Source organism: Roseibium album, from assembly GCF_001404515.1.
GTDB lineage: Bacteria > Pseudomonadota > Alphaproteobacteria > Rhizobiales > Stappiaceae > Roseibium > Roseibium album.
Window position 1 is genome coordinate 246,163 of sequence record NZ_CXWE01000006.1, and the last position, 26,504, is coordinate 272,666.

Annotated in this window: 23 protein-coding genes; 11 read left to right on the top strand and 12 right to left on the bottom strand. The window is 56.4% G+C overall.

The window, feature by feature from the left end:
- Entirely contained in the window at positions 1-1,002 is a 1,002-nt protein-coding gene (locus tag LA5095_RS20885) for a DMT family transporter (protein WP_208992794.1), read from the bottom strand.
- A gap of 304 nt (positions 1,003-1,306) precedes the next feature.
- Between LA5095_RS20885 and LA5095_RS20890 the strand changes: the two genes are divergently transcribed.
- Positions 1,307-1,819, top strand: coding sequence for a MarR family winged helix-turn-helix transcriptional regulator (locus LA5095_RS20890; RefSeq protein WP_055119005.1), 513 nt, complete (start codon positions 1,307-1,309; stop codon positions 1,817-1,819).
- 35 nt (positions 1,820-1,854) lie between these two features.
- Here LA5095_RS20890 and LA5095_RS20895 read toward each other — a convergent pair whose 3' ends face one another.
- The gene (locus tag LA5095_RS20895; protein ID WP_055118438.1) at positions 1,855-2,721 is read right to left on the bottom strand and encodes a LysR family transcriptional regulator; all 867 of its coding nucleotides are present in this window, start codon (positions 2,719-2,721) and stop codon (positions 1,855-1,857) included.
- Between the two features lie 95 nt (positions 2,722-2,816).
- Between LA5095_RS20895 and tmpA the strand changes: the two genes are divergently transcribed.
- Positions 2,817-3,959: a 2-trimethylaminoethylphosphonate dioxygenase gene (gene tmpA / locus LA5095_RS20900; RefSeq protein ID WP_055118440.1), complete on the top strand. Its 1,143-nt coding sequence runs from the start codon at positions 2,817-2,819 to the stop codon at positions 3,957-3,959.
- A complete protein-coding gene (tmpB, locus tag LA5095_RS20905; RefSeq protein ID WP_055118441.1) occupies positions 3,956-4,552 on the top strand; it encodes a (R)-1-hydroxy-2-trimethylaminoethylphosphonate oxygenase in 597 nt (198 codons plus the stop codon). The genes tmpA and tmpB overlap by 4 nt, the downstream gene beginning before the upstream one ends.
- Before the next feature lie 51 nt (positions 4,553-4,603).
- Here the strand turns inward: tmpB and LA5095_RS20910 are convergent, their stop codons facing one another.
- Complete coding sequence (locus LA5095_RS20910; RefSeq protein WP_055404420.1) at positions 4,604-5,644, bottom strand: M23 family metallopeptidase; 1,041 nt, start codon at positions 5,642-5,644, stop codon at positions 4,604-4,606.
- A 111-nt stretch (positions 5,645-5,755) separates the two neighbouring features.
- On the opposite strand from LA5095_RS20910, the gene LA5095_RS33470 reads away from it, so the two are divergent.
- Positions 5,756-6,520 (top strand): FKBP-type peptidyl-prolyl cis-trans isomerase, encoded by a 765-nt coding sequence (locus LA5095_RS33470; RefSeq protein ID WP_055119006.1) that lies wholly within the window; start codon positions 5,756-5,758, stop codon positions 6,518-6,520.
- 63 nt (positions 6,521-6,583) lie between these two features.
- On the opposite strand, the gene LA5095_RS20920 is transcribed toward LA5095_RS33470, so the two are convergent.
- Both LA5095_RS20920 and sthA read right to left on the bottom strand, forming a co-directional pair.
- On the bottom strand, positions 6,584-8,005 hold the full coding sequence (locus tag LA5095_RS20920; RefSeq protein ID WP_055118445.1) for an 8-oxoguanine deaminase: 1,422 nt from the start codon (positions 8,003-8,005) through the stop codon (positions 6,584-6,586).
- A 115-nt stretch (positions 8,006-8,120) separates the two neighbouring features.
- Complete coding sequence (gene sthA / locus LA5095_RS20925; protein ID WP_055118447.1) at positions 8,121-9,521, bottom strand: Si-specific NAD(P)(+) transhydrogenase; 1,401 nt, start codon at positions 9,519-9,521, stop codon at positions 8,121-8,123.
- A gap of 405 nt (positions 9,522-9,926) precedes the next feature.
- Here sthA and LA5095_RS20935 point away from each other — a divergent pair, with 405 nt between their 5' ends.
- From LA5095_RS20935 to LA5095_RS20945, 3 genes are all read left to right on the top strand, one after another.
- Positions 9,927-12,113 (top strand): anthranilate synthase component I, encoded by a 2,187-nt coding sequence (locus tag LA5095_RS20935; protein ID WP_055118452.1) that lies wholly within the window; start codon positions 9,927-9,929, stop codon positions 12,111-12,113.
- Positions 12,114-12,179: 66 nt separating this feature from the next.
- Complete coding sequence (locus tag LA5095_RS20940; RefSeq protein ID WP_055118453.1) at positions 12,180-12,704, top strand: TerB family tellurite resistance protein; 525 nt, start codon at positions 12,180-12,182, stop codon at positions 12,702-12,704.
- A 220-nt stretch (positions 12,705-12,924) separates the two neighbouring features.
- Positions 12,925-13,863: a hypothetical protein gene (locus LA5095_RS20945; RefSeq protein WP_208992796.1), complete on the top strand. Its 939-nt coding sequence runs from the start codon at positions 12,925-12,927 to the stop codon at positions 13,861-13,863.
- 16 nt (positions 13,864-13,879) lie between these two features.
- Here LA5095_RS20945 and LA5095_RS20950 read toward each other — a convergent pair whose 3' ends face one another.
- The 3 genes from LA5095_RS20950 to LA5095_RS20960 form a co-directional block, all read right to left on the bottom strand.
- Positions 13,880-14,971 (bottom strand): metal-dependent hydrolase, encoded by a 1,092-nt coding sequence (locus LA5095_RS20950; RefSeq protein ID WP_055118455.1) that lies wholly within the window; start codon positions 14,969-14,971, stop codon positions 13,880-13,882.
- Positions 14,972-15,105: 134 nt separating this feature from the next.
- Complete coding sequence (ilvD, locus tag LA5095_RS20955) at positions 15,106-16,950, bottom strand: dihydroxy-acid dehydratase (protein ID WP_055118457.1); 1,845 nt, start codon at positions 16,948-16,950, stop codon at positions 15,106-15,108.
- A 212-nt stretch (positions 16,951-17,162) separates the two neighbouring features.
- On the bottom strand, positions 17,163-18,131 hold the full coding sequence (locus tag LA5095_RS20960; protein ID WP_144436138.1) for an AraC family transcriptional regulator: 969 nt from the start codon (positions 18,129-18,131) through the stop codon (positions 17,163-17,165).
- 134 nt (positions 18,132-18,265) lie between these two features.
- Here LA5095_RS20960 and LA5095_RS20965 point away from each other — a divergent pair, with 134 nt between their 5' ends.
- Complete coding sequence (locus LA5095_RS20965) at positions 18,266-18,670, top strand: DUF4345 domain-containing protein (RefSeq protein ID WP_055118461.1); 405 nt, start codon at positions 18,266-18,268, stop codon at positions 18,668-18,670.
- Positions 18,671-18,765: 95 nt separating this feature from the next.
- Here LA5095_RS20965 and LA5095_RS20970 read toward each other — a convergent pair whose 3' ends face one another.
- The 3 genes from LA5095_RS20970 to LA5095_RS20980 all read right to left on the bottom strand — a co-directional run bounded on the left by LA5095_RS20970 (position 18,766) and on the right by LA5095_RS20980 (position 21,867).
- Positions 18,766-19,869, bottom strand: coding sequence for an alkene reductase (locus LA5095_RS20970; protein WP_055118463.1), 1,104 nt, complete (start codon positions 19,867-19,869; stop codon positions 18,766-18,768).
- Positions 19,870-19,985: 116 nt separating this feature from the next.
- A complete protein-coding gene (locus tag LA5095_RS20975; protein WP_055119010.1) occupies positions 19,986-20,585 on the bottom strand; it encodes a TetR/AcrR family transcriptional regulator in 600 nt (199 codons plus the stop codon).
- A 103-nt stretch (positions 20,586-20,688) separates the two neighbouring features.
- The gene (locus LA5095_RS20980; RefSeq protein ID WP_082442854.1) at positions 20,689-21,867 is read right to left on the bottom strand and encodes an ABC transporter substrate-binding protein; all 1,179 of its coding nucleotides are present in this window, start codon (positions 21,865-21,867) and stop codon (positions 20,689-20,691) included.
- A gap of 289 nt (positions 21,868-22,156) precedes the next feature.
- Between LA5095_RS20980 and LA5095_RS20985 the strand changes: the two genes are divergently transcribed.
- From LA5095_RS20985 to LA5095_RS20995, 3 genes are all read left to right on the top strand, one after another.
- Positions 22,157-23,356: an SH3 domain-containing protein gene (locus tag LA5095_RS20985; protein WP_055118465.1), complete on the top strand. Its 1,200-nt coding sequence runs from the start codon at positions 22,157-22,159 to the stop codon at positions 23,354-23,356.
- A gap of 127 nt (positions 23,357-23,483) precedes the next feature.
- Positions 23,484-23,981 carry a hypothetical protein gene (locus LA5095_RS20990; protein WP_055118466.1) on the top strand — a complete coding sequence of 166 codons (498 nt, stop codon included), beginning with the start codon at positions 23,484-23,486 and terminating at the stop codon, positions 23,979-23,981.
- A gap of 135 nt (positions 23,982-24,116) precedes the next feature.
- Positions 24,117-25,313, top strand: coding sequence for a lytic murein transglycosylase (locus tag LA5095_RS20995; protein ID WP_055118468.1), 1,197 nt, complete (start codon positions 24,117-24,119; stop codon positions 25,311-25,313).
- Between the two features lie 257 nt (positions 25,314-25,570).
- Here LA5095_RS20995 and LA5095_RS21000 read toward each other — a convergent pair whose 3' ends face one another.
- A complete protein-coding gene (locus tag LA5095_RS21000; protein WP_144436139.1) occupies positions 25,571-26,476 on the bottom strand; it encodes a class I SAM-dependent methyltransferase in 906 nt (301 codons plus the stop codon).
- Positions 26,477-26,504: the final 28 nt, after the last annotated feature.

The following is a 26,504-nucleotide window of genomic DNA, read 5'->3' on the forward strand; positions in this document are numbered from 1 at the left end:
CTAGTCGGTGGACTGCCAGACCCGGCGTTGCCCAACGGTGACCAGAATAATGCCGACGCCTACAGCCGCCACCGCAGCCAGTTTCGCGGCATTCGGCACTTCGTTGAACACCAGATACCCGAGACCGAGGCCCACGACTGCTGCGACAGACCCTATCTGACTGAGATAGACCGGCCCCGCGGTTTGCTGAAGCCGAAAATAAAGACCGTATTGAAGTCCGAAGATGGCGGTCTGCGCCGCGAGCAATCCTGCCGCTTCGGGCGTCCACGCAACCGGCGCGACCGGTATTCCCCAAGTTGCGGTGAAGACCGACAGAACGAGAAAACCCACCACCATCATGCCGAGTGCCAAATCTACCGGTTTTGCTCCTTTTGGCCATTTCAGCGTTCTGTATATGTTTCCAGCTGCCAGAAACAGGGGAATTGCAAGCGCCAGCAACGACCAGAAAGACGCCTCTGCAGACAATTCCGACCCTGAAATCGCCAGTAAAATTCCGCCCGCGACACCGAAGAACACGCCGGCGCCCATGATCCACTGGAAACGCTGAAGACGCAGGACAACCGCAAAGGCGTAGGTCAGTACCAATGGAAACGCAAAACAGAGTGCCACAAACCCGGCTCCCACCCTGGGTGCGGCCGCCACGGCGATCATGTTCGGCAAGATGAACAAGAGGCCTGTGATCAGGATGTAGATCACCAACCGTTGCTGGTGCCCCTTTTCTTTTGCGACCCTTGTGCTGCCGTTTTTCAAACCGGCCAGTCTGGTGGCGCCAAAAAGTCCGATAGCGCCACCGAGGATCGACCACTGCAGCAGCGCGATGGGATGCCAACCGATTTCGGGAGCTGCCTTGGCAAAAACCGTTGAAACTCCGAGAAACGAGCCGACAATCAGCATAAGCACAAGCGGCCTATCCAGTGGGCTCCTGCCTCCTGCCGAAGACTTGTACCCCTGTCCGATACCCCCGGAACTCGATTGCGTATCCTGTCTGGCCATGGCTGACATTTGATCGTCCTTTTGATCTGTTTGGCAACAGCGCGTTTTCGCCTGGAGGTATAGGTATCATTTTTTATCTTTATTTCAAGATACTTTATGTCAAGATTCTTGGCGCGTATTGACAGCAGGTATCGAAAAGGAAAAGGTCGGTTCACCAAACCATTGGAGATGCCGGACTGTCTGTCGGTGGATTTCATTCTCCCGACAATGGCAGAAACGCAGAACAATACGTTCCCGGGACGACGCTATGAACAAACCTTCCGACACGCGGTCAAAACCATCGAAACACCTGTTCGGCGACCCGGCGGACCTAATGACCGACCGGGCTGAACGCGCGCGGCGGCAATGGCAGAAGGAAGTCCCGGAAGTTGCCGAACAACTGCTGCCGATGGTGTTGCTCGGGCGCCTGAACGAAGCGGCGCAGTTGATGAACCGCGATTACCTGGTTCCGGCCTACGCGAAAATCGGTCTGAAGCTGGGTGAATTCGATGTGCTGGCGACACTGGTCAGATCCGGTCCTCCCTACAAACTGACACCGACCGAGCTTTATCGCTCAACGATGATGAGTTCAGGCGGCATGACTGCGCGTGTGGACAAGTTGGAAAAAGCCGGTCTGGTTGAACGTTGCCCGCATCCCGACGACCGTCGTGCCCTTACCGTGTGTGTCACTGACAAAGGCCTGCAACTGGTCAAACGCATGATCCCACAGTATGTCGACATGCAGGCCCGTGCAGTCGAAGGTCTGACGGCGAACGAACAAGACCAGCTCTCGGCACTTCTTGAGAAACTCATCCGAACCGCAAACGATCCCATTACGGGCAAATAGGTGCGAAACGGACAAACGGTGTTGTGACAGATCTTTCAGTCACCGATTGCCTTCAATCCCTTTTCCAGCAGGTTCCATTGTTTCCTTGAAACGGCTTCCTTGGACGCCAGCAACCAGTATGTCTGGTGATGGGGCAGATTTTCAGTTGAAACACGTTGCAAGCGTCCGGTCTTCAAGTCCTCCTGACAAAGTGGCAGAGAAGCAAGCGTGACCCCAAAACCTTTTCTTGCCGCGGACAAAGCTGCAAAAAAGGTGTCGAAGCGAAGATCGGCAAGCGGCGTCGACGGCGTTCCGAACCTGGCTGACCAATCGTTCCAGCCGGGTCGAGGTCCAACGACCGCGATCCGGGGCAGGCCTGTCCAATCTGCGGAACGTCCCAAAAGCTTCGGCGAGGCTACGGGTGCGATGACTTCACTGTAGAGTGGCAGTTTATACGTGTAGGGCCAATCTCCCGACCCGTATCTTATCTGGATGACACCGGGTTCTTGCTGAACTTCCGAGGAAAGAACAAGTGTCTTGAAGGAAATCTGCGCATCTATTTCAGATGACAGTCTGTACAATCGAGGCATCAGCCAAAGTTCAATGATTGACGCACTCGCCGAGATCGTTACCCGATTTCGTGATATACCGAATATTCCCTCGGAACTTTCCCTCAGACTCTCCAAGGCAGAACGGACGTGCGGAACCCATGTTTCGCCCTCGACCGTCAGGGAAATGCTGCGCGGCTGGCGCAAAAACAACTGTGTTTCCAGGCGCTTTTCGAGCTTGCCGATCCGCTGACTGATCGCTGATTGAGTCAACCCGGTTTCCTGCGCAGCGGCTGTAAAACTTCCTGTACGCGCCGCGACCTCGAACGCCCTCACCCACTCCAGCGGCAGGTTCTCAAATCTGGACTTATCCATTAGCAAAACGAACTCTAAGTCTCTTAATTCCTAATTTGATTTTATAGCAAAACAGCACGATCTTGTCATTGTCCAGACAGGAGAGGCTTTGGCGGATGACACAGGTGGCAATCAATGAGTCGGGTAATATTCTTGTTCTCGACCACAACCGGGAACAGTTTCGCTTCCACGCGGTCTGGCTACGTGACAATGCCTGGGACACGGAGACAAGATCCCCATCGAATGGTCAAAGGCTGATTGCGTTGCGGGATATCGATCCTAAGGTCCAGATTTCCGCGGCAGCAGTCGAAGGCACAACGCTCAAGATTACATTTTCACCTGAAAACAAGGACGTCGATTACTCAATCGACTGGCTGATTGCGAACGCTTACGACCGGCCGCGAGTCTCTGAAAAGGGCTGGCTCGCCGATAGCATCGAGACCTGGGACGCGATGCTCAATGAAAATGTTCCTTCTGCCGATTTCAATCACATAGCCTCGGATCCATCGGCAAAGCGAGCGTGGCTGGAAAGCGTTGCCAGGTACGGTTTCGGAAAACTCAGCGGTGGTCCGGCCGAAGACCAGGCGCTGATGAAAGTCGTCCAACTGTTCGGTTTTGTCAGGGAAACAAACTACGGAAGGCACTTTGAAGTCCGGACCGAAGTCAATCCAACCAATCTGGCCTTCACGGGACTGGGACTTCAGGCACATACCGACAATCCCTACCGCGATCCCGTGCCGACAATTCAGGTTCTTTACTGCCTGGAAAGTTCAGCTGCCGGCGGCGAAAACATGGTGGTCGACGGATTTAAGGCGGCAATGCGCCTGAAGAACGAAAATTCCGCGTGGTTCGATGTCCTGAGCCGATACTGCGCGAAATTTGAATATGCAGGCGAAAAGGGCGTTGCCTTGACGTCCCGCCGACCGATGATAGAGCTTGCGCCTGATGGCGAACTCATAGCGGTTCGCTTCAACAACAGGTCTGCAGCCGCAATAACCGACGTGCCTTTCGAAGATATGGCCCTTTATTACGAAGCCTACCGCAGGCTCGGCGAAATCATTGACGATACGGCAATGGAAGTGACTTTCCGTCTCGAGCCCGGCGAATGCTTCATCGTCGACAACACGCGAGTACTACATGCCCGCAAGGCTTATTCGGGAACCGGTTCGCGTTGGCTACAGGGGTGTTACGCCGACAAGGATGGCCTGCTTTCGACGCTTGCGTCCCTTCAATCGTCTGTCCAGGAGGCAGCTGAGTGAGCAAGCCGGATTTTTCAACACTCAATCGCGATAACATCGTCGCGTTCATAGGTGATATCTTTGAGCGCTGCGGAGACGAGGAATATCTCGGCGAGCCGGTCACCATGGCTGAGCACATGCTCCAGGGCGCCACGATCGCGGAACGGAACGGCCTTGACGAGGAGATCATCGTCGGGGCCCTGCTTCACGACATCGGACACTTCACTTCGGAGTTCGGAACCTTTTCCATGGAAGACACCGAGGACCGTTTTCACGAGGAAGCGGGTGCACAGGTTCTCAGCTCATACTTTCCGTCGGTGATCGTCGATTGCGTGCGTCATCATGTTGCTGCAAAGCGCTATCTGTGTGCGACGAAACCGGACTATTTCAAACGCCTCTCCGAGGCATCTGTCCATTCGCTCAATCTCCAGGGCGGTCCGATGAGCCCCGATGAAGTCGCGGATTTTGAAAAGAACCCGAACCTGAAGAAGATCATTCAGGTTCGATATCTCGACGAAGCCGGCAAACAGGCAAATATGGAAACTCCCGACTTCTGGCATTTCGCGCCCATGGTGCAGACTTTGGTCGACAGACACCTGGAGACGCGCGCCTGAATTCGGCCAACCAAACAAGATCAGGCAAGGCCATTGCCGCACGTGAACTGTTTACGGATTTCCCAGCGAGAACAAGGTCGTTTCCTGCCGGAAGATCTGCTCGTTTCTGATCAGCATGGCCGTGCCGACATATTCGCCGGCAGGCCAGGCCTCTCCCCTCAGCTTGCGGCCGGCAAAGGCAACCCATTGTGCCTTTTGCCGCTCGAGCGGTTCGCCTTCCGATTCCGCCATGACGCCTTCGGGGCCGACGAGACGAAGCGCAACCCGATCACCTTTCTTCAGATTTATCAGTCGCGCGAAAAAGACAAAAACAGGAGACCGGGTCCCGGGTTCGGCTTCGGTTCCCGTTTCCAGATCAATCGACTTGACCGCACTGTCCGCAAACCCGGTCTGAATGATCTCGCCGTCGGCATCCTTCAACAATGCAACGAGGTCACCTTGCCAGAGCGAACCGTCGTAAGCCGCCCTAGCCTCTGCAACGGACGCACACTGCGCAAGACGATCCTCTGCGGCTTCCGGATGCCCAAGGAACGGGTCGACAACCTGGCCGTCCTTCCTCAAGGAAAGATGCACATGCGGAAAGGCGGCGAAACCGGAAAAACCGACCTCGCCGAGGACATCACCGCGCTCGACACGATCTCCGCTGGAAACAATCACTGAACCTTGCCGCATGTGGCAATACTGGGTCTCCCAGCCGTTCCCGTGGGAAATCACCACTCCGTTGCCGCACTCCTTGCCCTCGACCCGCTTTCGATCTTCTGCTGATTGAACGAGCCTGTCCGGCATGTCGTTTCGAACAGCCTTTACGACGCCGGGCGCGGAGGCGATGACGCCGGCATTCTGGTTGGTGTTCAATACCCGGAAATCCGTTCCCTTGTGACCGTCATAGCCGGCCTGTGCACACGTGGCGGTCTGAACGTCCGGTCCCGGATCAATATCAACGTAGTTCTGGACAAAACAGTCCTGCCCGAAGTCGCAATCGATCGGCAAGGACACTTCAAGCTCAGCAGCCGAAACATGCGTGTCATGTGCCGCACCCGTCACTTGGACAGCAAAGACCGCGACAAGGATTGTGCCAAAGCGCCACATCATCGATTAGTTCCTTTTCAATTGATGTCCCGTTCAAGTAGCGTGACTTGCAATCCGGCGAATGATCGCCGACTGTCTTCGAACATCTTTCAGGCAATTTATGGAACAAGCGTGATGATTAAGTGGCTGTCCACTCTTCTGATATCTGCATTCATGATCTTTCCCGCGGCAGCGCAAAGCGAACTGCAGATACGGGATATCGAAAAAGGCAGTGGCGAGGAAGCCAATGTTGGCGAAACCGTCGTCGTTCACTACACCGGCTGGCTGATGGACGGGACCAAGTTCGATTCCAGTGTGGACCGAGGACAACCCTTCTCCTTCACGCTTGGTGAACGCCGTGTCATTCCCGGATGGGAAAAAGGCGTTGAAGGCATGCAGGTGGGTGGCAAGCGTGAGCTGATCATTCCACCTGACATGGCCTACGGCTCCCGCGGCGCAGGCGGCGTCATTCCACCTGATGCGACGCTCAAGTTCGAAATCGAGCTTCTGGACGTCAAAGGCAAGAAATTTTCCGATATCGGCAATGACGAACTGAAGGAAAAACTTGCGTCCGGCGCGACGGTTATCGATATCCGGAGGCCTGACGAGTGGAAACAGACCGGGGTTGTTGCCGGTAGCCATCTCGTGACCTTTTTCGATGAAAACGGCAATGTGAACCCGGATTTCGGCCCTTCGCTCCAGAAGCTTGTCGCCGGTCCCGAGGATGAGGTTGTGCTCATCTGCCGGACAGGAGCCCGTAGCAAGGTCTTGTCCCAGTACCTGTCGGAGCAGGCCGGCTTTACAAATGTCGTCAATGTCGAAAGTGGCATCATGAGCTGGATCGGAGACGGCCAAGCCGTCACGGCTGCTGTCTTGCCGGAAAATTGCTGGCTCTGCTGATAAAAATCGACCAACAGCAATTGATCGGTCCGGGACCACAATTACCGCAACAAAGCTATCCCTCTAGTGTCCCGCGGCAAGTTCGAGGCTCATCCGGTTATGATCGGTGACGACCTTGCCCATCTCCATCGTGACGATCTGCCCATCATCGACCACGACCTTGCCGTTGACGACGGTTGTTGAAGCCCCTTGCGGGCAACAAAAGACGACCGCAGCGACGGGATCATGCAGTCCGCCTGCAAATTGAAGCGTGTTGAGATCCAGGGTGAAGAAATCAGCACACTTGCCTGTTTCCAAAGAACCAATATCGTCCCGTCCCAGCACCGCGGCGCCGCCTCTCGTGGCAAGTTCCAGAGCTTCCCGCGCAGTCATCCATTCACCAGCGCGCAACGGATGTGATGGCGGCAGCAGTGCATGTTTCCGGGGGCCTTCGGGCGGCATCAGTCCCAGCTGCAGCCTGGCGAGCAGCATGGCCTGTCGCACTTCTCCAAGCATATTGGACCCGTCATTGCTGGCAGAGCCGTCAACACCCAGCCCCACCTTCACTCCGGCTGCCATATACTTCTTGACCGGTGCAATACCCGAGGCAAGCCGCATGTTGGAACATGGGCAGTGTGCTGCCCCGCAGCCGGTGCCCGCGAACAGGCGAATTTCCTCGTCGTCGACATGGATTGCATGGGCGAACCAGACATCGGGGCCGGTCCAGTCAAGACCTTCCATCCACTCCACGGGACGTTTGCCGAAACGCTCAAGGGTGTAGCGTTCCTCATCCAGCGTCTCGCACAGATGCGTGTGCAACATGACGCCCTTGTCACGCGCCAGGCGTGCACTTTCCCTCAAAAGGTCTTCCGACACCGAAAACGGCGAACACGGAGCGACCACAATCCGGGTCATCGATCCTGGCGACGCATCATGATAGCGGTCTATCACCCGGATGCTGTCTCTCAGTATGTCATCTTCTTCCTCAACACAGTCGTCCGGCGGCAATCCGCCCTTGCTCTCACCCAGCGACATCGAGCCACGGCTTGCATGGAAACGGACACCGAGATCCCGGGCCGCTTCGATCTGAAAGTCCACCTTGTTGCCACTCTGAAAGAGATAGGAATGGTCGAAAACAGTGGTACAGCCCGACAGCACAAGTTCTGCAAGACCGACCAGGGCGCTGTTTCGGGACGCTTCCGGGTGGGTCTTCGCCCAGATCCGGTAATGGGCCTGGAGCCAAGGAAAGAGGTTGTTGTTTTGCGCTGCGGGAAGATTGCGCGTGAGCGTCTGGTTGAGGTGATGGTGAGTGTTGACGAAACCCGGCAGAACAATCTGGCCGGTCGCGTCGATCACTTTGTCGGCGGTCTTCGGCAGCTCCTCGGTGGGCCCGACCTGTGTGAGCATTCCGTCTTCGGCAAAGAGCCCGCCATTTTGGATTTCACGGCGCTCGTCATCCATCGTGACAAGGATGTCGGCATTCTTCAGAAGCAGTGTCCGGCCCATGGCAGCCCTTCGCATCAATTCGACTCAGGTTCAGGTCGCGGCCAAGCGTATCTGCTAAGTTGTCCCAGAACTATGTTGTCAAAAGAGGAAACACTTTCAGCAATTTGTCGGAAATCTAATCTTCCAAAGGCGGCATCCGGTTCCACGCATCGAGCGCGGCAATCTTGTATGCTTCGGCAAGTGTCGGATAGTTGAAGGTGTTTTCGACAAAATATTCCAACGTGCCGCGAAGGTTCAGGACTGCCTGACCGATATGAACCAGTTCGGTTGCCCCTTCTCCGACAATATGGCAGCCAAGTAGCCGCCTGGTCTTCAGGGAAAAGATCATCTTGAGCATGCCCGTATCAAGGCCCATGATATGCCCGCGTGACGTTTCGCGAAACCTTGCAACACCGCACTCATAGGGAATTCCGCGTTCCTTGATTTCCTCTTCCGTCATGCCGACGGTCGAGATTTCAGGAACCGCATAGATCCCGTAAGGAAAATACTCGGGCGGATCGTGGGCCGCTTCGCCAAGCGCATGGCACGAAGCGATACGCCCCTGCTCCATCGATGTCGAGGCGAGGCTCGGAAAACCAATCACATCGCCGGCGGCAAAGATATGGGAGACTTCCGTCTGAAACGTTTCGGGATCGACTTCGAGGCGGCCACGGTGGTCAACCGACAAACCGCAACTGTCCAGATTGAGAGACGGTGTCGCGCCCATGCGGCCGGCGGCAAACAGGATGACGTTGGAGCGAACACTCCGCCCCCCCTCAAGCTTGATCTCGCAATCGGCAGGACCATGCTTTTCAATTGCTTCAACCTTGGCTCCGAAGCGCATGGCGATTCCGCGATCCCGCAATTGGTGGGTGAAATCGGCGACAAGTTCCTTGTCCAGAAAATCCAGCATCGTTTCGCGGGGTTCAACGAGTGTCACGTGAACGTCGAGCGCCGAGAAGATCGAGGCATATTCCACGCCGATAACCCCTGCCCCGATAACGGCGATCGAGCGTGGAATCTCGCCCAGATCGAGAATCTCATCGCTGTCGAGCACGAATTTCCCGTCGAAGGGAACATAGCCGGGACGAAAGGGGTTTGTCCCGACGGCGATGACAAATTTGTCCGCGCTGTATTTCAGGATCTCCCCGGCATCGCCTTCCACCTCGATCATGTGGCTCTCGACAAAGCGTGCCTCACCCCGGACCGTGTCGACCTTGTTGCGGGAGAACTGATGCTCAAGCACATCCACTTCGTGGTTGAGCGTGATGTGGAGCCGCGCCCTGAGATCGGCGGCGGTCAGGTCCTGCTTGACACGATAGGAGCTGCCGTAAAATCCGCGCTCGCGCCATCCCGTCAGGTTCAGAACTGTCTCTCGCAGTGTTTTTGAGGGGATTGTTCCAGTGTGAACCGAGACACCACCGACCCTGCGGCCCCGTTCCACCACGAGTACGTCGCGCCCGAATTTTGCTGCCTGGATCGCAGCCCGACGGCCCGCCGGCCCGCTGCCGATCACGATAAGATCGTAGTGTTCCATGTGCCCCTCAATGCCGTTCGACCAACGCGCTGTTTTCCCGCCGATTCTCCTTGGCGTTTCTGTCTGTCGAGGCACTGCAAGACAGCATCTTTGTTCCCGGGTCAAGAGCTCGCGAAAATAACGCGTGGACCAAGACCGCAAACTGATCAAAAACGACTGTTTTTTCCTTCCCGGTCAATAGACCATTGCCTTCCCATCGCGCTTCGGCTATGCGTCGTCTCATGAAGACGAGCCTGAAAGCAGTATGGTGGTGGCGCGGCGCGACATAGGCGGCCAGCGAACAGTCATGCTCTGAAAGGATCAAGCAATTCACCAAAGGCCGCCGCGGGACACCGCTGGCGGCCTTGGTGCATTAAGAGGCCGCCAACGCCGCAAACGGCCACCAGAAACGGGAACGGAAAGACCATGCCGGTACTGGCAGATCAGACCTATGAAACCGAAAGCGGGATTACGATCCTTCGGACCTCACGCCCCTCCGACTACGAAACCGGAACGTCCGACTGGATCGACCGGCTCGACAGCGAATTGGGCGCGGTTCTTTCTTCGTCCTACGAGTACCCCGGCCGCTACACCCGCTGGGACATGGCGCTGGTCAATCCCCCTCTTGTTCTGGAGGCTGCCGACCGAAAGGTCGAGATACGGGCCTTGAACGATCGCGGCAAGGTTCTCATACCTGCAATCGTCGAGGCCTTGCGGACACACGATGTTGTTGAAACCTTTGATGCCGGCTCTGACAGGATCGAACTTACCGTCAAGAAACCGGATCGCCTCTTCAATGAAGAGGAGCGCTCCCGCCAGCCGTCGACATTTTCAATCGTTCGCGCGCTGAAGGACCTTTTTGCCTGTGGCGATGACCAGCTCGGCCTCTACGGAGCCTTCGGTTATGATGTGGCCTTCCAGTTCGAACCGATCGACCAGAAGCTGGAAAGACCTCACGATCAGCGTGATGTCGTTCTGTTTCTCCCCGACGAAATCCTGATTGTCGACCACCACGGAAAACGGGCCTATGTGCTTGAATACGATTTTGTGGTCAACGGCAAGACCACGAAAGACCTGGAGCGAACGGGCGAACAAAGTTCCTATGCACCGGCGAACAAAGACCCTGGCCGGGGAGATCATGAGCCGGGTGAATATGCCGAACTTGTTGAAAAGGCGAAGGATTACTTCCGGCGGGGCGATCTGTTCGAGACCGTTCCGGGGCAAACATTCTATGAACCCTGTGCCAACCCGCCCTCGGCTGTTTCCAGGCGCCTTGCCCAGATCAACCCTTCCCCTTACTCGTTCTTTTTCAACCTCGGCAACAACGAGTACCTCGTCGGGGCTTCGCCGGAAATGTATGTGCGTGTCACAGGTGGCCGACGCGTGGAAACCTGCCCGATCTCCGGCACGATCCGACGCGGCAAGAACGCGATCGAGGACGAGGCGCAGATCCGCAAGCTGTTGAATTCGGCAAAGGACGAGGCGGAGCTGACCATGTGTTCCGACGTCGACCGAAACGACAAGAGCCGGGTTTGTGTCCCAGGCTCAGTCAAGGTGATCGGGCGGCGGCAAATTGAGATGTATTCCCGGCTGATCCACACGGTGGATCATATCGAAGGTACTCTTCGAGAGGACATGGATGCGCTGGACGCCTTCCTCTCCCATACCTGGGCCGTCACAGTGACGGGGGCGCCGAAACGGTGGGCGATGCAGTTCATCGAGGATCACGAAAAGTCACCGCGTGCCTGGTACGGCGGGGCCATCGGTGCCGTTCTCTTCAATGGCGACATGAACACCGGCCTGACACTGCGGACCGTCCGCATCAAGGACGGACTGGCGCAGATCCGGGCTGGCGCAACACTGCTTTACGACAGTGTTCCGGAAGACGAAGAAGCGGAAACCGAACTCAAGGCAGAAGCCATGCGTGCGGCGGTTCGCGAAGCCGGCCTGGCGACCCGTTCCACCGAAACGACTGAAACCCACAAGCCTGGCGAGGGCCTGAAGATCCTGCTCGTGGATCACGAAGACAGTTTTGTGCACACGCTTGCGAATTATTTCCGGCAAACGGGCGCCGACGTCGTCACCTACAGAACGCCGGTTGCCGACCATGTCTTTCATGACGTCAATCCGGACCTGGTTGTTCTGTCACCAGGCCCCGGCAACCCTAAGGACTTCGACTGCGCAGCGACGATCGGTCGAGCCCGCGCCCGCGCGTTGCCGATCTTCGGCGTCTGCCTCGGACTGCAGGCACTTTCGGAGTATTTCGGTGCGGAACTCGGCCAACTGGATATTCCAATGCACGGTAAACCGTCACCGATCAGCATCTCCGGGAATTCCCTCCTCTTTGACGGTCTCAATGCGCCGGTGATCGTCGGCCGCTATCATTCGCTGTTTGCGAAGAGGCCTACCCTGCCCGGGGATATTCGGGTGACGGCGGAGACCGAGGATGGTGTCGTGATGGCGATTGAGCATGAAAAAGAGGCCATTGCCGCGGTGCAGTTCCACCCGGAATCCATCATGTCACTGGATCAGGACGCAGGTCACATGATCATCGAAAATGTTGTCAGCCGGCTCGTTTCGGCGAAGAGCCGTGAACGCGAAGACGCCTTGTAATTTTTGTCAAGACACGTTGGCGGTATTTGCGCTAAGGATGCGAGTGGAAATTGAAGGAGACACCCTTTGCATATTCTGCTCGCAATTCTTGCCGCCCTCGCAGGCGCTGCGTTCTGGATCTACCGGGCCCGCCAGGCGGCCGACAGCACACGAGTTGTTCTGGAAGCGGCCCAAGACGTCAAATCTGCGGCCCGGCGCTTCGGTTTTCGGACCCGTGCCAATCAGCATCCGACCGAAGGCGTCGATGATCCACGGGTGACGGCTGCTACATTGCTTGTTTTGACAGCCGAGACGGACGGCGGCATCTCGCGGGCAGAACAAGACGCCATCCTGGAGCAACTGCAAACCGTGTTTCAGATGTCTGCTGCGGAAGCCGACGACCTTTACCTGTTCTCAAGGTGGCTTGCCAATCAAAGCAGCAATCCCGACGACATGATCCGCCGCCTGATCAAGAGAACAGTTCACCTTGGCGGTCGCGACACGATTCCGGACCTAATCCAGATGGTTTCACTTGTCGGCAACGCCGATACGGGAACATTGACAGACGACACGATACACATCGTAGAAAAACTCAAGCAATTGCAAGGTTGAACGAATTTTGTCTGAAGGAATTCTACAGTCTGTCAGATCACCCGAACATACCAAGTGATACTGAACAGATTTGGTTTCATGGAACATCTTGGGTTGAAAAGAAAGTTGATTAACGGACTGCAACCGAGTTCTATTGAATTCCAGGTTTGATTTTGCACTGTCTTCACCGGGTGGCATTATAACAGACAGGATCCGACAACACGGGGTCTCGGGAGAAACAATGACGGGCGGCGCCGACAGGAAATCTGCATGGTTTGACAGGCCGCGCTGCAAAAAGGCCGGCGCTTCCTTGCTCGTGTGCGCTGCCGCGGTCTTTGCTCTGGCAGCAGGAGCAAATGCCCAAGAGGATACCGGACTGAAAAACCATATCCTTGGAATTGGAAATTGTCCGCCGTGGAACCCTCAATCGCCTGAAATTTGCCGCAACAGCCTGGACAAGGTGGTGAGTGCTTTGGGTCCGAGGCTTGATGCCGGTCCGGACAACATTCACCTTCTCATCAACGAGGGTGCCAATGCGTCCGCCTTGAAGCGAAAGGCCACGGAGCTGGCCAATCGTCTTGGTCCGGAAGATCGTCTGATCATCTATGCCAACCTGCCTCTGGGCCAGAAGGATGATGATCCTTCGGGCGAGACCAATGGCTACGTGCTCGAGTTCTGGGCAGACCAACGCCCCGAAACAGCAACAGATGCAATCAGCGAGGGCACGTGGGTATCAGCGCCAGCCTTTGCGGCAATGATCCACACTATTCCGGCCGCCGAGGTTATCCTTGTTCTTGATACCAACAACTCCTATGCGGTCAATATGCACCTATTCGACGCACACAGGGTCGACCACAAGGAACGTCCCGAAGCGCTGGTTTCCTCGGCAGGTGCCGGACAGGCCGCCAACTATTCGGCAGATCGGACAATATCGCTGTTTGCGAAGCACCTTGCGTCGGCGCTTCATGAAACGGATGGCTCCCTGCTGGATGTGATGAGTGTGGCAGCCGGTGGTACACGGCAGGCAGCGATACCGATCTGCGCGGCGCTCAAGGAGCACCAGGACGAAAACGAGGCTCAGTCGGCGGATTGCCAGCAGGTCCCCGCCATTCACGATCCCGATGCTCTCCTGGGTGAAACGGCCCTTGTTCCGTTGGCCGAGTCCGGTTTGAACGACTAAGAACCGGGCTCGCCGTTTATCCGGAGAGGCCCCCGCCCGCATTGCAGCTTGCCGAAGCCAGAACGTTCAATGCATCACCTGTGTTGGCTTCCGCTTTTCTGATACTCGGTCGTCCCTGGAGCCGCTCCACGAACCAGTCCCAGTCATCGGCATCAATCCGCGCCAGACCGGAATCACGGAGCGGCGCAATCGGCTGAATGCCGTTTTGGCCGACCTGGCCGATCGCGAAACGAAAGGCGTAGCCAGGGGTCAGGCCCATGCGCAGATCCGAAACGACAACCTTGTCTCCGACAAGCTCTGTCCTGAAATATCCCCTGCTGAACCATTCCAGCTTTTTGAAGGCAGCTGTATTCGTCAGGCATGCAGCCAATTCCGGATGCCGGGGATGTTCATAAATCTCAGGTGCGCCTTTGCCGTCGAGCAAAGAGAAATACAGGTTGTCGTAGCCGTCTTCCCGCAATCCGATGACTTTCCAGAGCAAAACATTGAAAGGCGCAGCAATCGCGTAAACGGCATCCGGTTCCATGCCCTGGCTCTGAAACACCGATCGCGCCTGAGACTGCACATATTGCTGAAGCACAGCGCTGAGGCCAAGATAACCAGTCGTCAACACCAATGCGCCTGCGACCCAGTTTCGAAGTCGTGACGTCCAGTTTTTCTTGCACAGTGCATAGATAACCACGACGAGCAGCGGGATCGTGTAAACCGGATCGATAATGAACACCGAGCCGACGCCCACCGGGTCCGGGTAAAACGGCCAGAACAGCCTTGTGCCATAAACTGTCATCGCGTCGATGATCGCGTGCGTCGACAGGACAAGAAAAACCGCTCCCCATGTCAACCAGCGTTGATCCCGCAAGCCTTTGAACAATCTCATCAATGCTTCGCCGATTACCGGCGCGGCCAAGGCATGGACGAAGATCGAATGCGACCAGCCGCGGTGGTAAACGAAACTGTCGATGGGGTCGTCAAACGGAATAAACACATCCAGATCCGGCAATGTGCCGAGCAGGCCACCCACCAACACTGCCTTGCGTGGTCCGATCTTTGGTCCGAGGCAGGCGGTTGAAACGGCGGCACCGAGAACGAATTGAGTGAGTGAATCCATTTATTGGTCCGTGGGTAACACAGCAGGAAAGTCAGCCGGATATGTGGTAGCGTGCACCCATTGGCAATGCATCACGCAAAAAAGGCGGATCAGTCAACCCGCCCTTGTCTCTTGTTCGTCAAAATCGAGGCGACTCAGTCCACTTCCCTGACCGCTCCCTTGGCCGCACTTGTCGTCATCTTGGCGTAAGCACGCAATGCCTTGGTGACCTTGCGCTTGCGCGTTTCGATCGGCTTCCAGGCCTTGTCACCCCTCGCTTCCATTGCGGCGCGGCGTTGTGCCAGTTCGTCATCGGAAATGTCGACTTTCAGGACCCGGTTCGGGATGTCGATAACGATTGTGTCGCCTTCTTCCACCAGGCCGACAGCGCCACCTTCTGCTGCCTCCGGAGACATGTGGCCGATCGAAAGGCCCGAGGTTCCACCGGAAAAACGCCCGTCCGTCACCAGCGCGCATTCCTTGCCCAGCCCCTTCGATTTCAGGTAACTGGTCGGATAGAGCATTTCCTGCATACCGGGCCCGCCACGCGGTCCCTCGTAGCGGATCAGCACAACGTCACCGGATTTGACCTTGTTCGTCAGAATCGCCGAAACCGCACTGTCCTGACTTTCAAAGATACGCGCCGGACCGGTAAACTTGAGTATGCTATCGTCAACCCCTGCGGTTTTTACGACACAGCCTTCTTCGGCAATGTTGCCGTACAACACCGCAAGGCCGCCGTCATTGCTGTAGGCATGCTCGCCTTCGCGAATGACGCCCGTTTGGCGGTCAAGATCGAGTTCGTCCCACCGCCGGTTCTGACTGAAGGCAACCTGCGTCGGCACACCGCCAGGGGCAGCCTTGTAGAAATTGTGCACGCTTTCAGAATTGGTCTGACGGATATCCCAACGTGCAAGGGCTTCCCCCATCGTTGAGGAGTGAACTGTCGGATTGTCGGTATGCAGTTTTCCGGCGCGATCCAGTTCACCAAGGATAGCCATGATGCCGCCGGCCCGGTGAACATCTTCCATATGGATATTTTCAACCGCCGGGGCGACCTTGCAAAGCACAGGCACTTGCCGCGACAGCCGGTCGATGTCATCCATCGTAAAGCCGATTTCCCCTTCATAGGATGCGGCCAGAAGATGCAGGATCGTATTGGTCGACCCCCCCATCGAGATATCGAGGGTCATGGCATTTTCGAACGCCTTGAAATTCGCGATATTACGCGGCAGAACACTTTCATCATCCTGCTCGTAATAGCGTTTGGCGAGATCGACGATCAGGTGACCGGCTTCGACAAAGAGCCGCTCGCGGTCCGCATGGGTTGCGAGTGTGGAGCCATTGCCCGGCAAAGCCAGGCCGAGTGCTTCCGTCAGACAGTTCATCGAGTTCGCCGTAAACATTCCCGAACACGAACCGCAGGTCGGACACGCGTTCTGCTCCAATGCAAGGACATCGGCATCGGACATCCTGTCATCTGCCGCTGCGACCATGGCGTCCACCAGATCGACGGATTTCTGTACACCGTTCTCCAGGACAACCTTGCCTGCCTCCATCGGTCCGCCAGAGACGAACACAACAGGAATGTTCAACCGCATGGCCGCGTTCAGCATGCCCGGCGTGATCTTGTCGCAGTTGGAAATGCACACCAGGGCATCGGCGCAATGGCCGTTGACCATATATTCAACCGCATCGGAAATCACTTCGCGGGACGGCAGCGAATAAAGCATACCGTCATGGCCCATGGCGATACCATCATCCACCGCGATCGTGTTGAATTCCTTGGCAACGCCACCAGCCTTTTCGACTTCGCGCGCGACAAGCTGGCCGAGGTCCTTCAGGTGAACGTGTCCGGGCACAAACTGGGTAAAGGAATTGGATATTGCGATGATCGGCTTGCCGAAATCATCGTCCTTCATACCTGTCGCACGCCAAAGGCCGCGCGCACCAGCCATGTTGCGGCCATGAGTGGAAGTTCTGGAACGATACGGGGGCATATCTCGTCTCTCCCAAAGTCTGCAGACAATCCGGCCGTATCAGCTTGAATATGGTTGCTGATACCGGCAGAAAACCCGCGCCCGAATTTGATTTGATATGGGGTTTGACAGGTTTTTGACCAGAACGAAAGGTCTGAAAACACAAAAAGAGTACGCTCCGGTACGGTTGCTTCCAATTGAAACGCCCGGCGCGCCTGGTAACTCCCGGGGGCCTAGCGCGACACCCGGCGCACCGATCCGGGTGTGTGCCCGGTAACTCGTTTGAATGCCCGTGAAAAGGCCGCTTCAGAATCGTAGCCAAGCTGCGCTGCAACCTGACCAAGTGACATCTCTCCATCCTGAAATTCGGTCCAGGCCAGCTGCATGCGCCAGCGCGTCACGTATTGCATGGCCCCTTCTCCTGTCATTTCCTTGAACCTGGCAGAAAAGGCCGATCTCGACATACCGGCGCACCTTGCGAGCCTTGCGACCGTCCAGGTGATATGAGGCTCGCGGTGAAAGGCCTGCAAGGCGCGTCCGAGTTTCGGATGCCGGAGAGCGCCGATCCATCCGGCCTCGTGCCCATCCGACTTTTCAAGCCAGCTTCGGATCGCCTGGACCACCAAGATGTCGGCCAGGCGTGTCAGCACCACCTCACCCCCAGGCCTGGGGTCTCCGGCTTCTTCTGCCAGATACCGGAGTGTACTGTGAAGCCAGGTGCTTGCACCCTGATCGAAAGTGTCGAGGAAAATCTTGGACGGCAGCAGGTCGATCAACCTTTTTGCCACGGCATGATCAACCCGCAATACGCCGCAGATCATGCGCGTGAGACGACCACTGCCACCAAAGATCATGGTTTCGTAATTCGGACTATGCCGTTTGGCGGGGATGTCGAAAAGTGGGGTGGCGGTCACGTCCCTTGAGCTTTTCAATTTCACCGGCCGCCCGTGAGGGAGAAGTATCAACTGACCGGGCCTCAGTTCGATCTCTGTCTGGTCCTCAAGAAAGAGCACACATGCCCCCTCCGTGACTGCAACGAGAACCATCCGTTCCGCGAGATCGGGCACATCAATGCCCCAGGGCTCCCTCAGCTCGGGAGCACAATAAAAAGTCCCGGTCAGTTTGAGCAGATGAAAAACGTCTCCAAGCGGATCTGCCATTGTCGCTGGTGACGACGGTGTCAACTGATCAGTTGCTGTCACGGATACCTCCCCAAATCGAATATGCAGGATCCAGTTTTCTGGATGAACTGCAAGTTTTTTCAGATTTCAAGACATAGAAAGTCCAAAGCAACCCGTACAAATTGAAGGCGCAGATAATTATTTGGAGATCTCTCATGTCAAATCCGAACAGAAAAATCGCGCTTGGACTGTCCGCCTTCACCCTTTTGCCAGTTGGCACGCTGGTCACGTTTTTCCCCGCGTCACTCTATGCGCTCAACGGGCGCGTGCTCGATCCTTCCGCCGCCATGATGAGCGAAATACGGGCCCCGGGTGTTTTTATCCTGCTGGCAGGGGTACTCGCGTTATGCGGTCTCTTCAGGCAGGCACTCGAGGGACCTGCCCTGCTCGCATCCGCCGGGCTGCTCTTGTCCTATGGCATCGGCCGGCTTATAAGCCTGCCGCTCGACGGCCTGCCTCCCGTATCCCTGCTTGTTGCCATGGGCATCGAGGTTTGCCTCGGCACCTGGTGCGCGGTCCTCTATGCTGATCGGGTGAAGTTATCTGGGCAATTCGCATGAAAAGAAAGCCGGCACAGGTGGAGGACCTGTACCGGCTATCTATCAGACTGCCCTGGAGGGGTGGATGTCGGACAGCCTGAAAGAGGCAACTGTTGTTATGCTGCTACGGAGCTTTCGGCCAATGTCGGATAATCCGTGTAGCCCTTCTCTCCACCGCCATAGAGGGTCTCTGGATCCAATGCGTTCAGCGGTGAAGCACTTGCAAGCCTGTCGACCAGGTCCGGGTTTGAAATAAAGGGGCGACCAAACGCGACAAGATCGATTGCCTCCGAGTGAACGGCATTGATTGCCAAGTCCCGGTCATAGCCGTTGTTGCCCATCTTCGCCCCTTCAAAGAGCGCATAGAGCGCTGCAAGATCTCCGCCTTCAGGTATGTCCCGGGGCCCGCCCGTCTGGCCTTCGACCAGATGAAGATATGCAAGCCCATACCCGTTCAAAAGCCTGATGGCATGGGAGAACGTTTCCTGCGGGTTGCTGTCTGCGATATCATTGGCATTGGAGAACGGGCTCAGGCGGACGCCGACCCTGTCAGCACCCCAGACCGCGACGACCGCATCCATGACTTCCTTCAGAAAGCGCGTTCGGTTTTCAATCGAACCGCCATACTGATCGCTCCGTTTGTTGGATCCGTCCCTCAGGAACTGGTCGATCAGATATCCATTCGCTGCATGCACCTCAATCCCGTCAAAGCCGGCCTCCTTGGCGTTTTCAGCCGCCTTTCGGTAGTCTTCGACAATGCCGGGAATTTCGTGCCTTTCCAGAGCGCGGGGGCTGGGGGTGTCGACAAACTGTGTTCCGTCGAATGTCTTTGAATTCGCTGCAATAGCCGACGGAGCAACGGGGTCGGCTCCACCAGGCTGCAATACGGGGTGTGAAATCCGGCCGACATGCCAGAGCTGGATGACGATCTTGCCGTCTTTTGCGTGCACGGCGTCAATCACTTTTTTCCAGCCTTCCACCTGTGCGTCCGAATGAATGCCCGGGGTCCAGGCATATCCCTTTCCTTGTGGTGAAATTTGCGAAGCTTCCGTGATGATCAGCCCTGCACCTGCGCGCTGTCCGTAATATTCAGCATGCAATTCGATCGGAGCATCGTCTTCAGGTCTCGCCCGATTGCGTGTCAGCGGTGCCATGACAATGCGATTTTTCAACTCAATCGCGCCGGCCCTGGCGGGTGCGAACAGTTTTGCATCAGACATTATCGGTTCCTTTTTCTGTCGTTTAAGTTGCCAGATCTATTTATGGAACATTCGGTCCATAAATAAGCCTGCATGATCACAGGCAGTGTTGCACTCATTCCACCGGACATTTCTTGTCAGGCAGTTAGAATTGTTTGTGCTTGTTTCAGGGTATCGGCTATGCAATCTGCCGAAAATCCAGCCTTTCGAAGCGCAAGCGTTCCGATCGCAAGTGATGAATAGGCGCGCGCCCTGTCGCGAACGGCATCCGGATTGCCGGGGTCAAGAACCTGCGCGAAAATCTCCTCGATCTTCTCGAGATGCCGGCGGCCGATTTCGGCAACTTCTGCGTCATGCGGTGCCAGCTCCGTTATACAGTTAACCAGCATGCAGCCTTTCGACCCGCCCTGCGGGTCGGAGAGAGCCTGCATCATTGCTTCCACGGGATTTCCGTCAGACGTCTCCGCCACATCTTTCAAGTTGCGAAGCCCGTTGCGCGAGTAATGCTCCAAGGCCCTCAGAAAAAGGGCCTGCTTGCTGTCGAAGGCTGCATAAAAACTCGACCTGCTCAAGCCCATCGCCTTTGTGAGATCTTCCAGCGAAGTGGCCTCGTAGCCTTTTTTCCAGAAGACGAACAATGCTTGTTCCAGAGCAGTCGCCTCATCAAAATTACGCGGCCGTCCCGGTCCGGCCGGGCGGCTTTTCGATGTCGGGGACTGAGCGCTCGTTTTCGTCATGCACCATGATATGGACCGTACAGTCCGGAATGCAAGACCCTCGAAACCAATTTGTGGACTGACCGTTTCAAAAAGGTGGTGGGAATACAGCTCCCCTGTCAGGTCACATGCGGCACGAGCCAGAAAACGCATCCCCAACGTCATCGAAAACGCGGGCAATCGCTTCCATCTCATAGAGCCTGCTGGTGCGCCTGACGCCTTCCACCAGATAGAAGTCCTGGATCGGAAACTGGTTGGAATTGAAGCGGAAATCTCCGCGAACACTTTCGAAAGGGGCTGCGTGAATGGCTGAAAGCATTGCTTCCTGATCCTTCACACCGCCAGTCAACTCAAGCGCAAAGTGAATCAGCTTTGCCGCATCATACCCTTGCGCGGCATAGACGGAGGGAGCGTAGTCGTACGCACGGCCGAATTCACGAACGAACCGTTTGTTGGCCGGATTATCGAGGTTTGGTGCCCAGTGAGATGCCGAAAACAGCCCCTCTCCCGTCTCCTTTGAATGTGGCAATGTCACCCCGTTCACGGTCTGGGACGACAGAAAGGGAATGATGCCCTTTATTCCAGATGTCTGAAACTGCCTGACCAGTTCCACTCCCATCCCTCCAGGCATGAATGCGTATATTGCGTCCGGTTCAATTCCCGCGATCTGGTCAAATTCGGCCGAAAAATCGGTTTGTCCCAGCTTGGGAAAGATTTCCCGGGCTATCTGACCTTTGAAATGTCGGCGGAAAGCCGCGATCGCGTCGCGGGCGGCCTCATAATCCGGGGCAATGGTCACAACCTGCTGGTATCCCTTGAGGCTGGCATAGCGGCCCATGGTCTCATGAACCTGATCGTCCTGCGACGCGGTGGAAAAGAAGTAGCGATTGCAATCGCGGCCGGCGATCGGCGCTGGACCGGATCCTGTTCCGATAAACAAGGTTCTGGATCTTACGACGGGATCGTGGACGGCCAGCATTACCTTTGAAAAATTTACGCCAACGAGAAGATCAATGCCGTTTTTGTCGATCAGCTTCGTGACCTGCTCGACTGCATAGTCCGCGTCGAGCTTGTCGTCGACGACGAGGACATTTGTCGGCAGGCCGCCAAGCGCTCCATTGGACTGATTGACCGCAAGCATGAAGCCGTCACGCATGTGTTCGCCGTAAATGGCGGCCGGTCCCGACAGGGTTGCCATGAAACCGATCCTGAGCTGCTTTTCTTCCTGCGCCAAAGCAGCGTCGCCCATGAGGCCGATTGCGGCCAGAACACCGGCAGTTTTTACCAAGATCCCACGTATCATTTCTTTTTTGTCCGATCGTCCCGCGGCCACGCCGGCAAATATGGCTTCGCGTACCAGCCATTCATTTGCCCGTATCGAATCTCAGCATCGCAAGAACTGGTTAGGCATTTGCAAACGTCCACGGCGTGAGGCACGGCAAAATCACAACCCTGTCATAATTCACGAGAAATTCCCCATAGTCGCCGCAATCCGGCCTGTGTGCGGTCGCATTAACGAAGATTAATAAAACGATAATCAGGAATAGGTGACCGCCCAGCGCGCGCCCGAACCGCGATATCAGGAGGGCCAAATGTATTCAGTATCCGCGCCTGCCAACACTTGCGATGCCAGAACGGGCCGCAACGAGGATCAAACTCCAGAGCAAGCGGAGACCTGTGACCCGCGCTTGGTCAGCGGCTCACAGTCGAACGATGAGTTTCGAGATACGCTCCAGAGTATCGATCCAGGCGAACTCGCTGCGAAAATACTTCAGCTGCACACAGATGCAAAAGACAAACACGCCTCCGATATCAAGAGACCCAGAATGATCGAGGACGGGGAAGAGGACACGTTCGAAATGCCGAATGTTCTTCAAAACCGAAGCATCCGCGAATTGCCCAAAAGCACCCCGATCCAGGTGACGGATAACCGCTCCAAAAACCCCGCAAAAAACTCTGGTGGACCCAGCTTCAGGTTTCTGCTGGCCAGCACTCTGGTTATCGGTCTTGCCGGGGGAGCTGCGCTCGCACTCGGACTGCCCGAAATGCTGAATGCAGAAAAAAATGTCGCGCGACCGGTGGAAACAGAGCTGATTTTGGCAAATCCCTCTCTTGATACACCCTCTTCAGAAACATCAGGAACCCTCGTTTCCGGGGAAGAAAATCGGAGCTCCAGCGGATGGCCGTCCGCCACGCCAGCTCAAATAGCAAAGGCCAAGGACAGAATTCAAAAAGCCTTTGCAGTTGGCGGTTCAAGCACGCCGGATCCCGTCACGCTTGCAAGGGTTTCAAAAAGAACGGCGACGAATTCGACTTCTTCACCGCCCCGCGCAACAGACCAAAGTGACCGGCGTATTGATGCCGCAAATGCAGAAGAACCGTCTCTTCGGACCGGCTATCCTCTCCTGGCCAGCAACGCAACCGTGACGCCCGTCCCATCCCCCTTGGCCTCTTCAGCGGAGACCCGGGAAAGTGCAGCGATTGAACCTGTTGTTTCCGCTTCACAAAATGCAGTTGATGAGAATGCATCACGATTGCCGGTGCGATCGGGAGCTGAGCAAACCAACGTCTCTTACTCGAACACGGGACGAACACTGGCCTCTGTCAACATGCGTTCGACGGAAGACAAGAACGGCAAAATCATCGCAGTGATCCCGGAAGATACGCATGTCAGCTTCCAGGTCTGCGGAGCCTGGTGGTGCGGTGTCACATATCAGGGAAAGACAGGCTTTGTCGGCCAGAAATTTCTGGCACGGCCAGCCTCCCGGGAGGAATTTGAACCAGTTCGGTAGAAGCTTGTTAAGTCCGCTCCAGTAGGTTTGGCGTCAGCAATATGCAAAGCCCGACAATCCACATCGGCACATGCGAAGACGGCTTGCTCGCCATTGCTCCTGCTGAGGGATGTCCCGGAGACCGACCATGTTTCAACGACCGGCCATTTTATCCAGTGTCCTTTTTCTCGTGCTGGGGGTGATTTCGCCAACGACCGCGCAGGCCGGTGGCACCGATTGTGTCGTCTATGCGACCGACTACGCAAATTCCTATGTCGGAAGCGGTGATGTTGTGGGGGACACGGTTTCCGGCGGCATGGCCGGGGCCGTCGTCGGCGGTGCTTGGGCCGGACCGTCCGGAGCCCGGCGCGGCGCGCGCGCCGGCGGGGCACTCGGAGTGTTGAACAACATGGGGTCGCTTCCTGGCGGCTGGCAGGCGCTCTACGACATGGCCTATCAGATGTGCGAACAGCAAACGTCCGGAGCGAACGTGGCACCCTTTCATTCCACGCCCGGATACCCCGCAGCAGGCATTCAGAATTCCCCTTCCTCAAATTGCCGCTCGTCGGCCAGTGTCAATGCACCTTTGAAGAGGACGCCGGAAGGCGGCATCATTGTCGGGTCGGATTTCGGAAGCTGCCGCTGAGCATCAATGGTCTTCGTGGATGAACCGACCTTAGTCAGCCGTTCCTGTTGACCTTGCTGGCGAAGCACAGTCAACTATGGCCGATTTTCAGGCCCGCTCCTTCACTGGCCACACACAGGAACGACAGGACTTTTCATGACACGCCGCGCGCATTTCACGCTTAAATCCGTTTCCGGCTTTCTAGCAGGTCTTTGCCTTTTGACAGGTGCCGCTTCTGCCCAGCAATGCGGTGGCGATTTCGGGCAATTTCTTGCCGGCGTAAAACAGGAAGCCGTGGCAAAGGGTTTGTCCGCAAATGCGGCCGACCGGACACTTTCAGGAGCCCGGATCGACCGCAAGGTCCTGTCCCGTGACAGGGCGCAGGGCGTCTTCAAGATGACCTTCCTGGACTTTTCCAAGCGGGTAATCTCCAACTACCGCTTGAAAAACGGCGCTGCCAACATGAAAAAATACGCCAGCATTTTCCAGCGTACGGAAAATGAGTATGGCGTACCAGCACCTGTCATCACCGCCTTCTGGGCCCTGGAGACCGATTTCGGCGCCGTGCAGGGTGATTTCAATACCGTCAACGCGCTGGCGACACTTGCGCATGACTGCCGCCGGCCGGAACTGTTTCGCCCCCAGCTGATTGCGGCAATCGAAATGGTCCAGAACAGCGATCTCGACCCGCAGCGCACAACGGGCGCATGGGCCGGCGAAATCGGCATGGTTCAGATGTTGCCGGAAGACATCATCAAGTTCGGGAAGGATGGAGACGGCGACGGTCATGTTCGCCTCAAGCAAAGCGCGGCGGACGCGATCCTGACTGCAGGTGCCTTCATCAACCATCTTGGTTGGCGCCGGGGAGAACCCTGGCTGCAGGAGGTGGCCGTTCCACAAAACCTCAATTGGGCGGAATCAGGCCTCGGCAAGACCAAAACAGGCGCCCAGTGGGCGGCGCTCGGTGTGCAGCCGCGCTGGGGTTCGATATCCTCAAATCTGCCCGCCTCGCTGCTGCTTCCACAGGGACGCAAGGGCCCGGCCTTCCTTGCCTATCCGAACTACAACATTTACCTGGAATGGAACCAGTCGTTCATCTACACGACATCGGCGGCCTATTTCGCCACACGCCTTGCCGGTGCTCCCCGCTACGATGCCGGTAATCCGGACCCGGGCCTCAACGATGCCCAGATGAAGCAACTCCAGACGAAGCTTCGGAACAAGGGGTATGACGTCGGCAAGATCGACGGCATCCTCGGTGCAGGCACAAGAGCGGCGGTTCAGGACGTACAGCAAAAACTCGGAATGCCGGCCGATGCCTGGCCAACCCCTGCCCTGTTGAACCGACTCTGACGGATCAAACGCCGACAAAGGAAGCCGGCTTCAACAGCAACTGTAAGCAATGTACACCAGGTTTCGATCTTCAGATCCGGTGTTCTGTTTACCGGCGACCGTTTGCGGCAGTTCCCTTGCGCCGATGCGCTTCAGGCGCATCGGCGGTTCAACGGGACCAGCTTTGCCGGGCCCCTGCCGGGTACATCCATATCCGCGTAGTCCGGCTGGACTTCAAACAACGAGCCAGCCGCCGTATTCAGACCGGCTCCCCGATCCTATGACGGCGCCCTGCCGGAACCAGACTTGTGCAGCGTGACGTAGTCCTGCGTTTGCACCAACGGGCGTTGCGGCAACCAGAAGTGTTCGATGATAAACTCCGTAATCTCGATCTTCTGGTCCAGGGAATAGTCATGCCCTTGCGGATAAAGAAGTATCATCCAGACGACGGACATGAAGAGATCGAAATCATCGACCCAGAACTGGACCTTGTGTGTTTCCGAGATAAACTCGCAGTCAATCAGACCCTTGTTGTGGCTCAGTTCGTGTCGAAGGCCGGGCAAATCCTGATCCGTTGAAGACCCGAAATACTCGCCGGCAAAATGATTGTAGAGCCAGGTCGTCGTAAAGGGAGCCGTTTCTCTCGCCGACATCATGACCATGTGAATTGCGCCGGTTGGCGTCAGCACTTGATCGTAAAGAGCCCTAACCAGGCAAGGCCACTCGCTGGCCTTCGAATAATAAAGGCAATGGTGAAGCGTGATGAGATCCTGCCTTTGTCCATCGAAGATCGTTTCGAGTGATTGCCGGGCAACGGAACTGTCCTGAAAATCACGCCTGTAGTCACCCTGCACCAGACGAACCGTTTCCAGTGCCTGGCGCACCTGCCGCTCCCGGATCGTCGCAAGTGCAGCTCCGTCTATGTCGTAAAGCCAGAGACCACGTTGAAAAGCCGACTGCAGAATCCTGAATTGCGGTTCGTTGCCCGCTCCGACAGACAATGCCGAAAGCTCGCGGTCATCCGTCATTCTCGAATGAAGAGCCCGGATAGTTCTCATCAGGCTTGCCGCGACATCAGGCTTCTCGTTCGAATAGCGAGCCCATATCCTGTTCTGCTCGAAGATGTTGTATTCCGCAGCCCGCAGGCCGCGGTCGATGAGGTTGTCCGACTTTACCAAATGCACGAGAAGGCCCTCCGAAATCAGCTGGCCA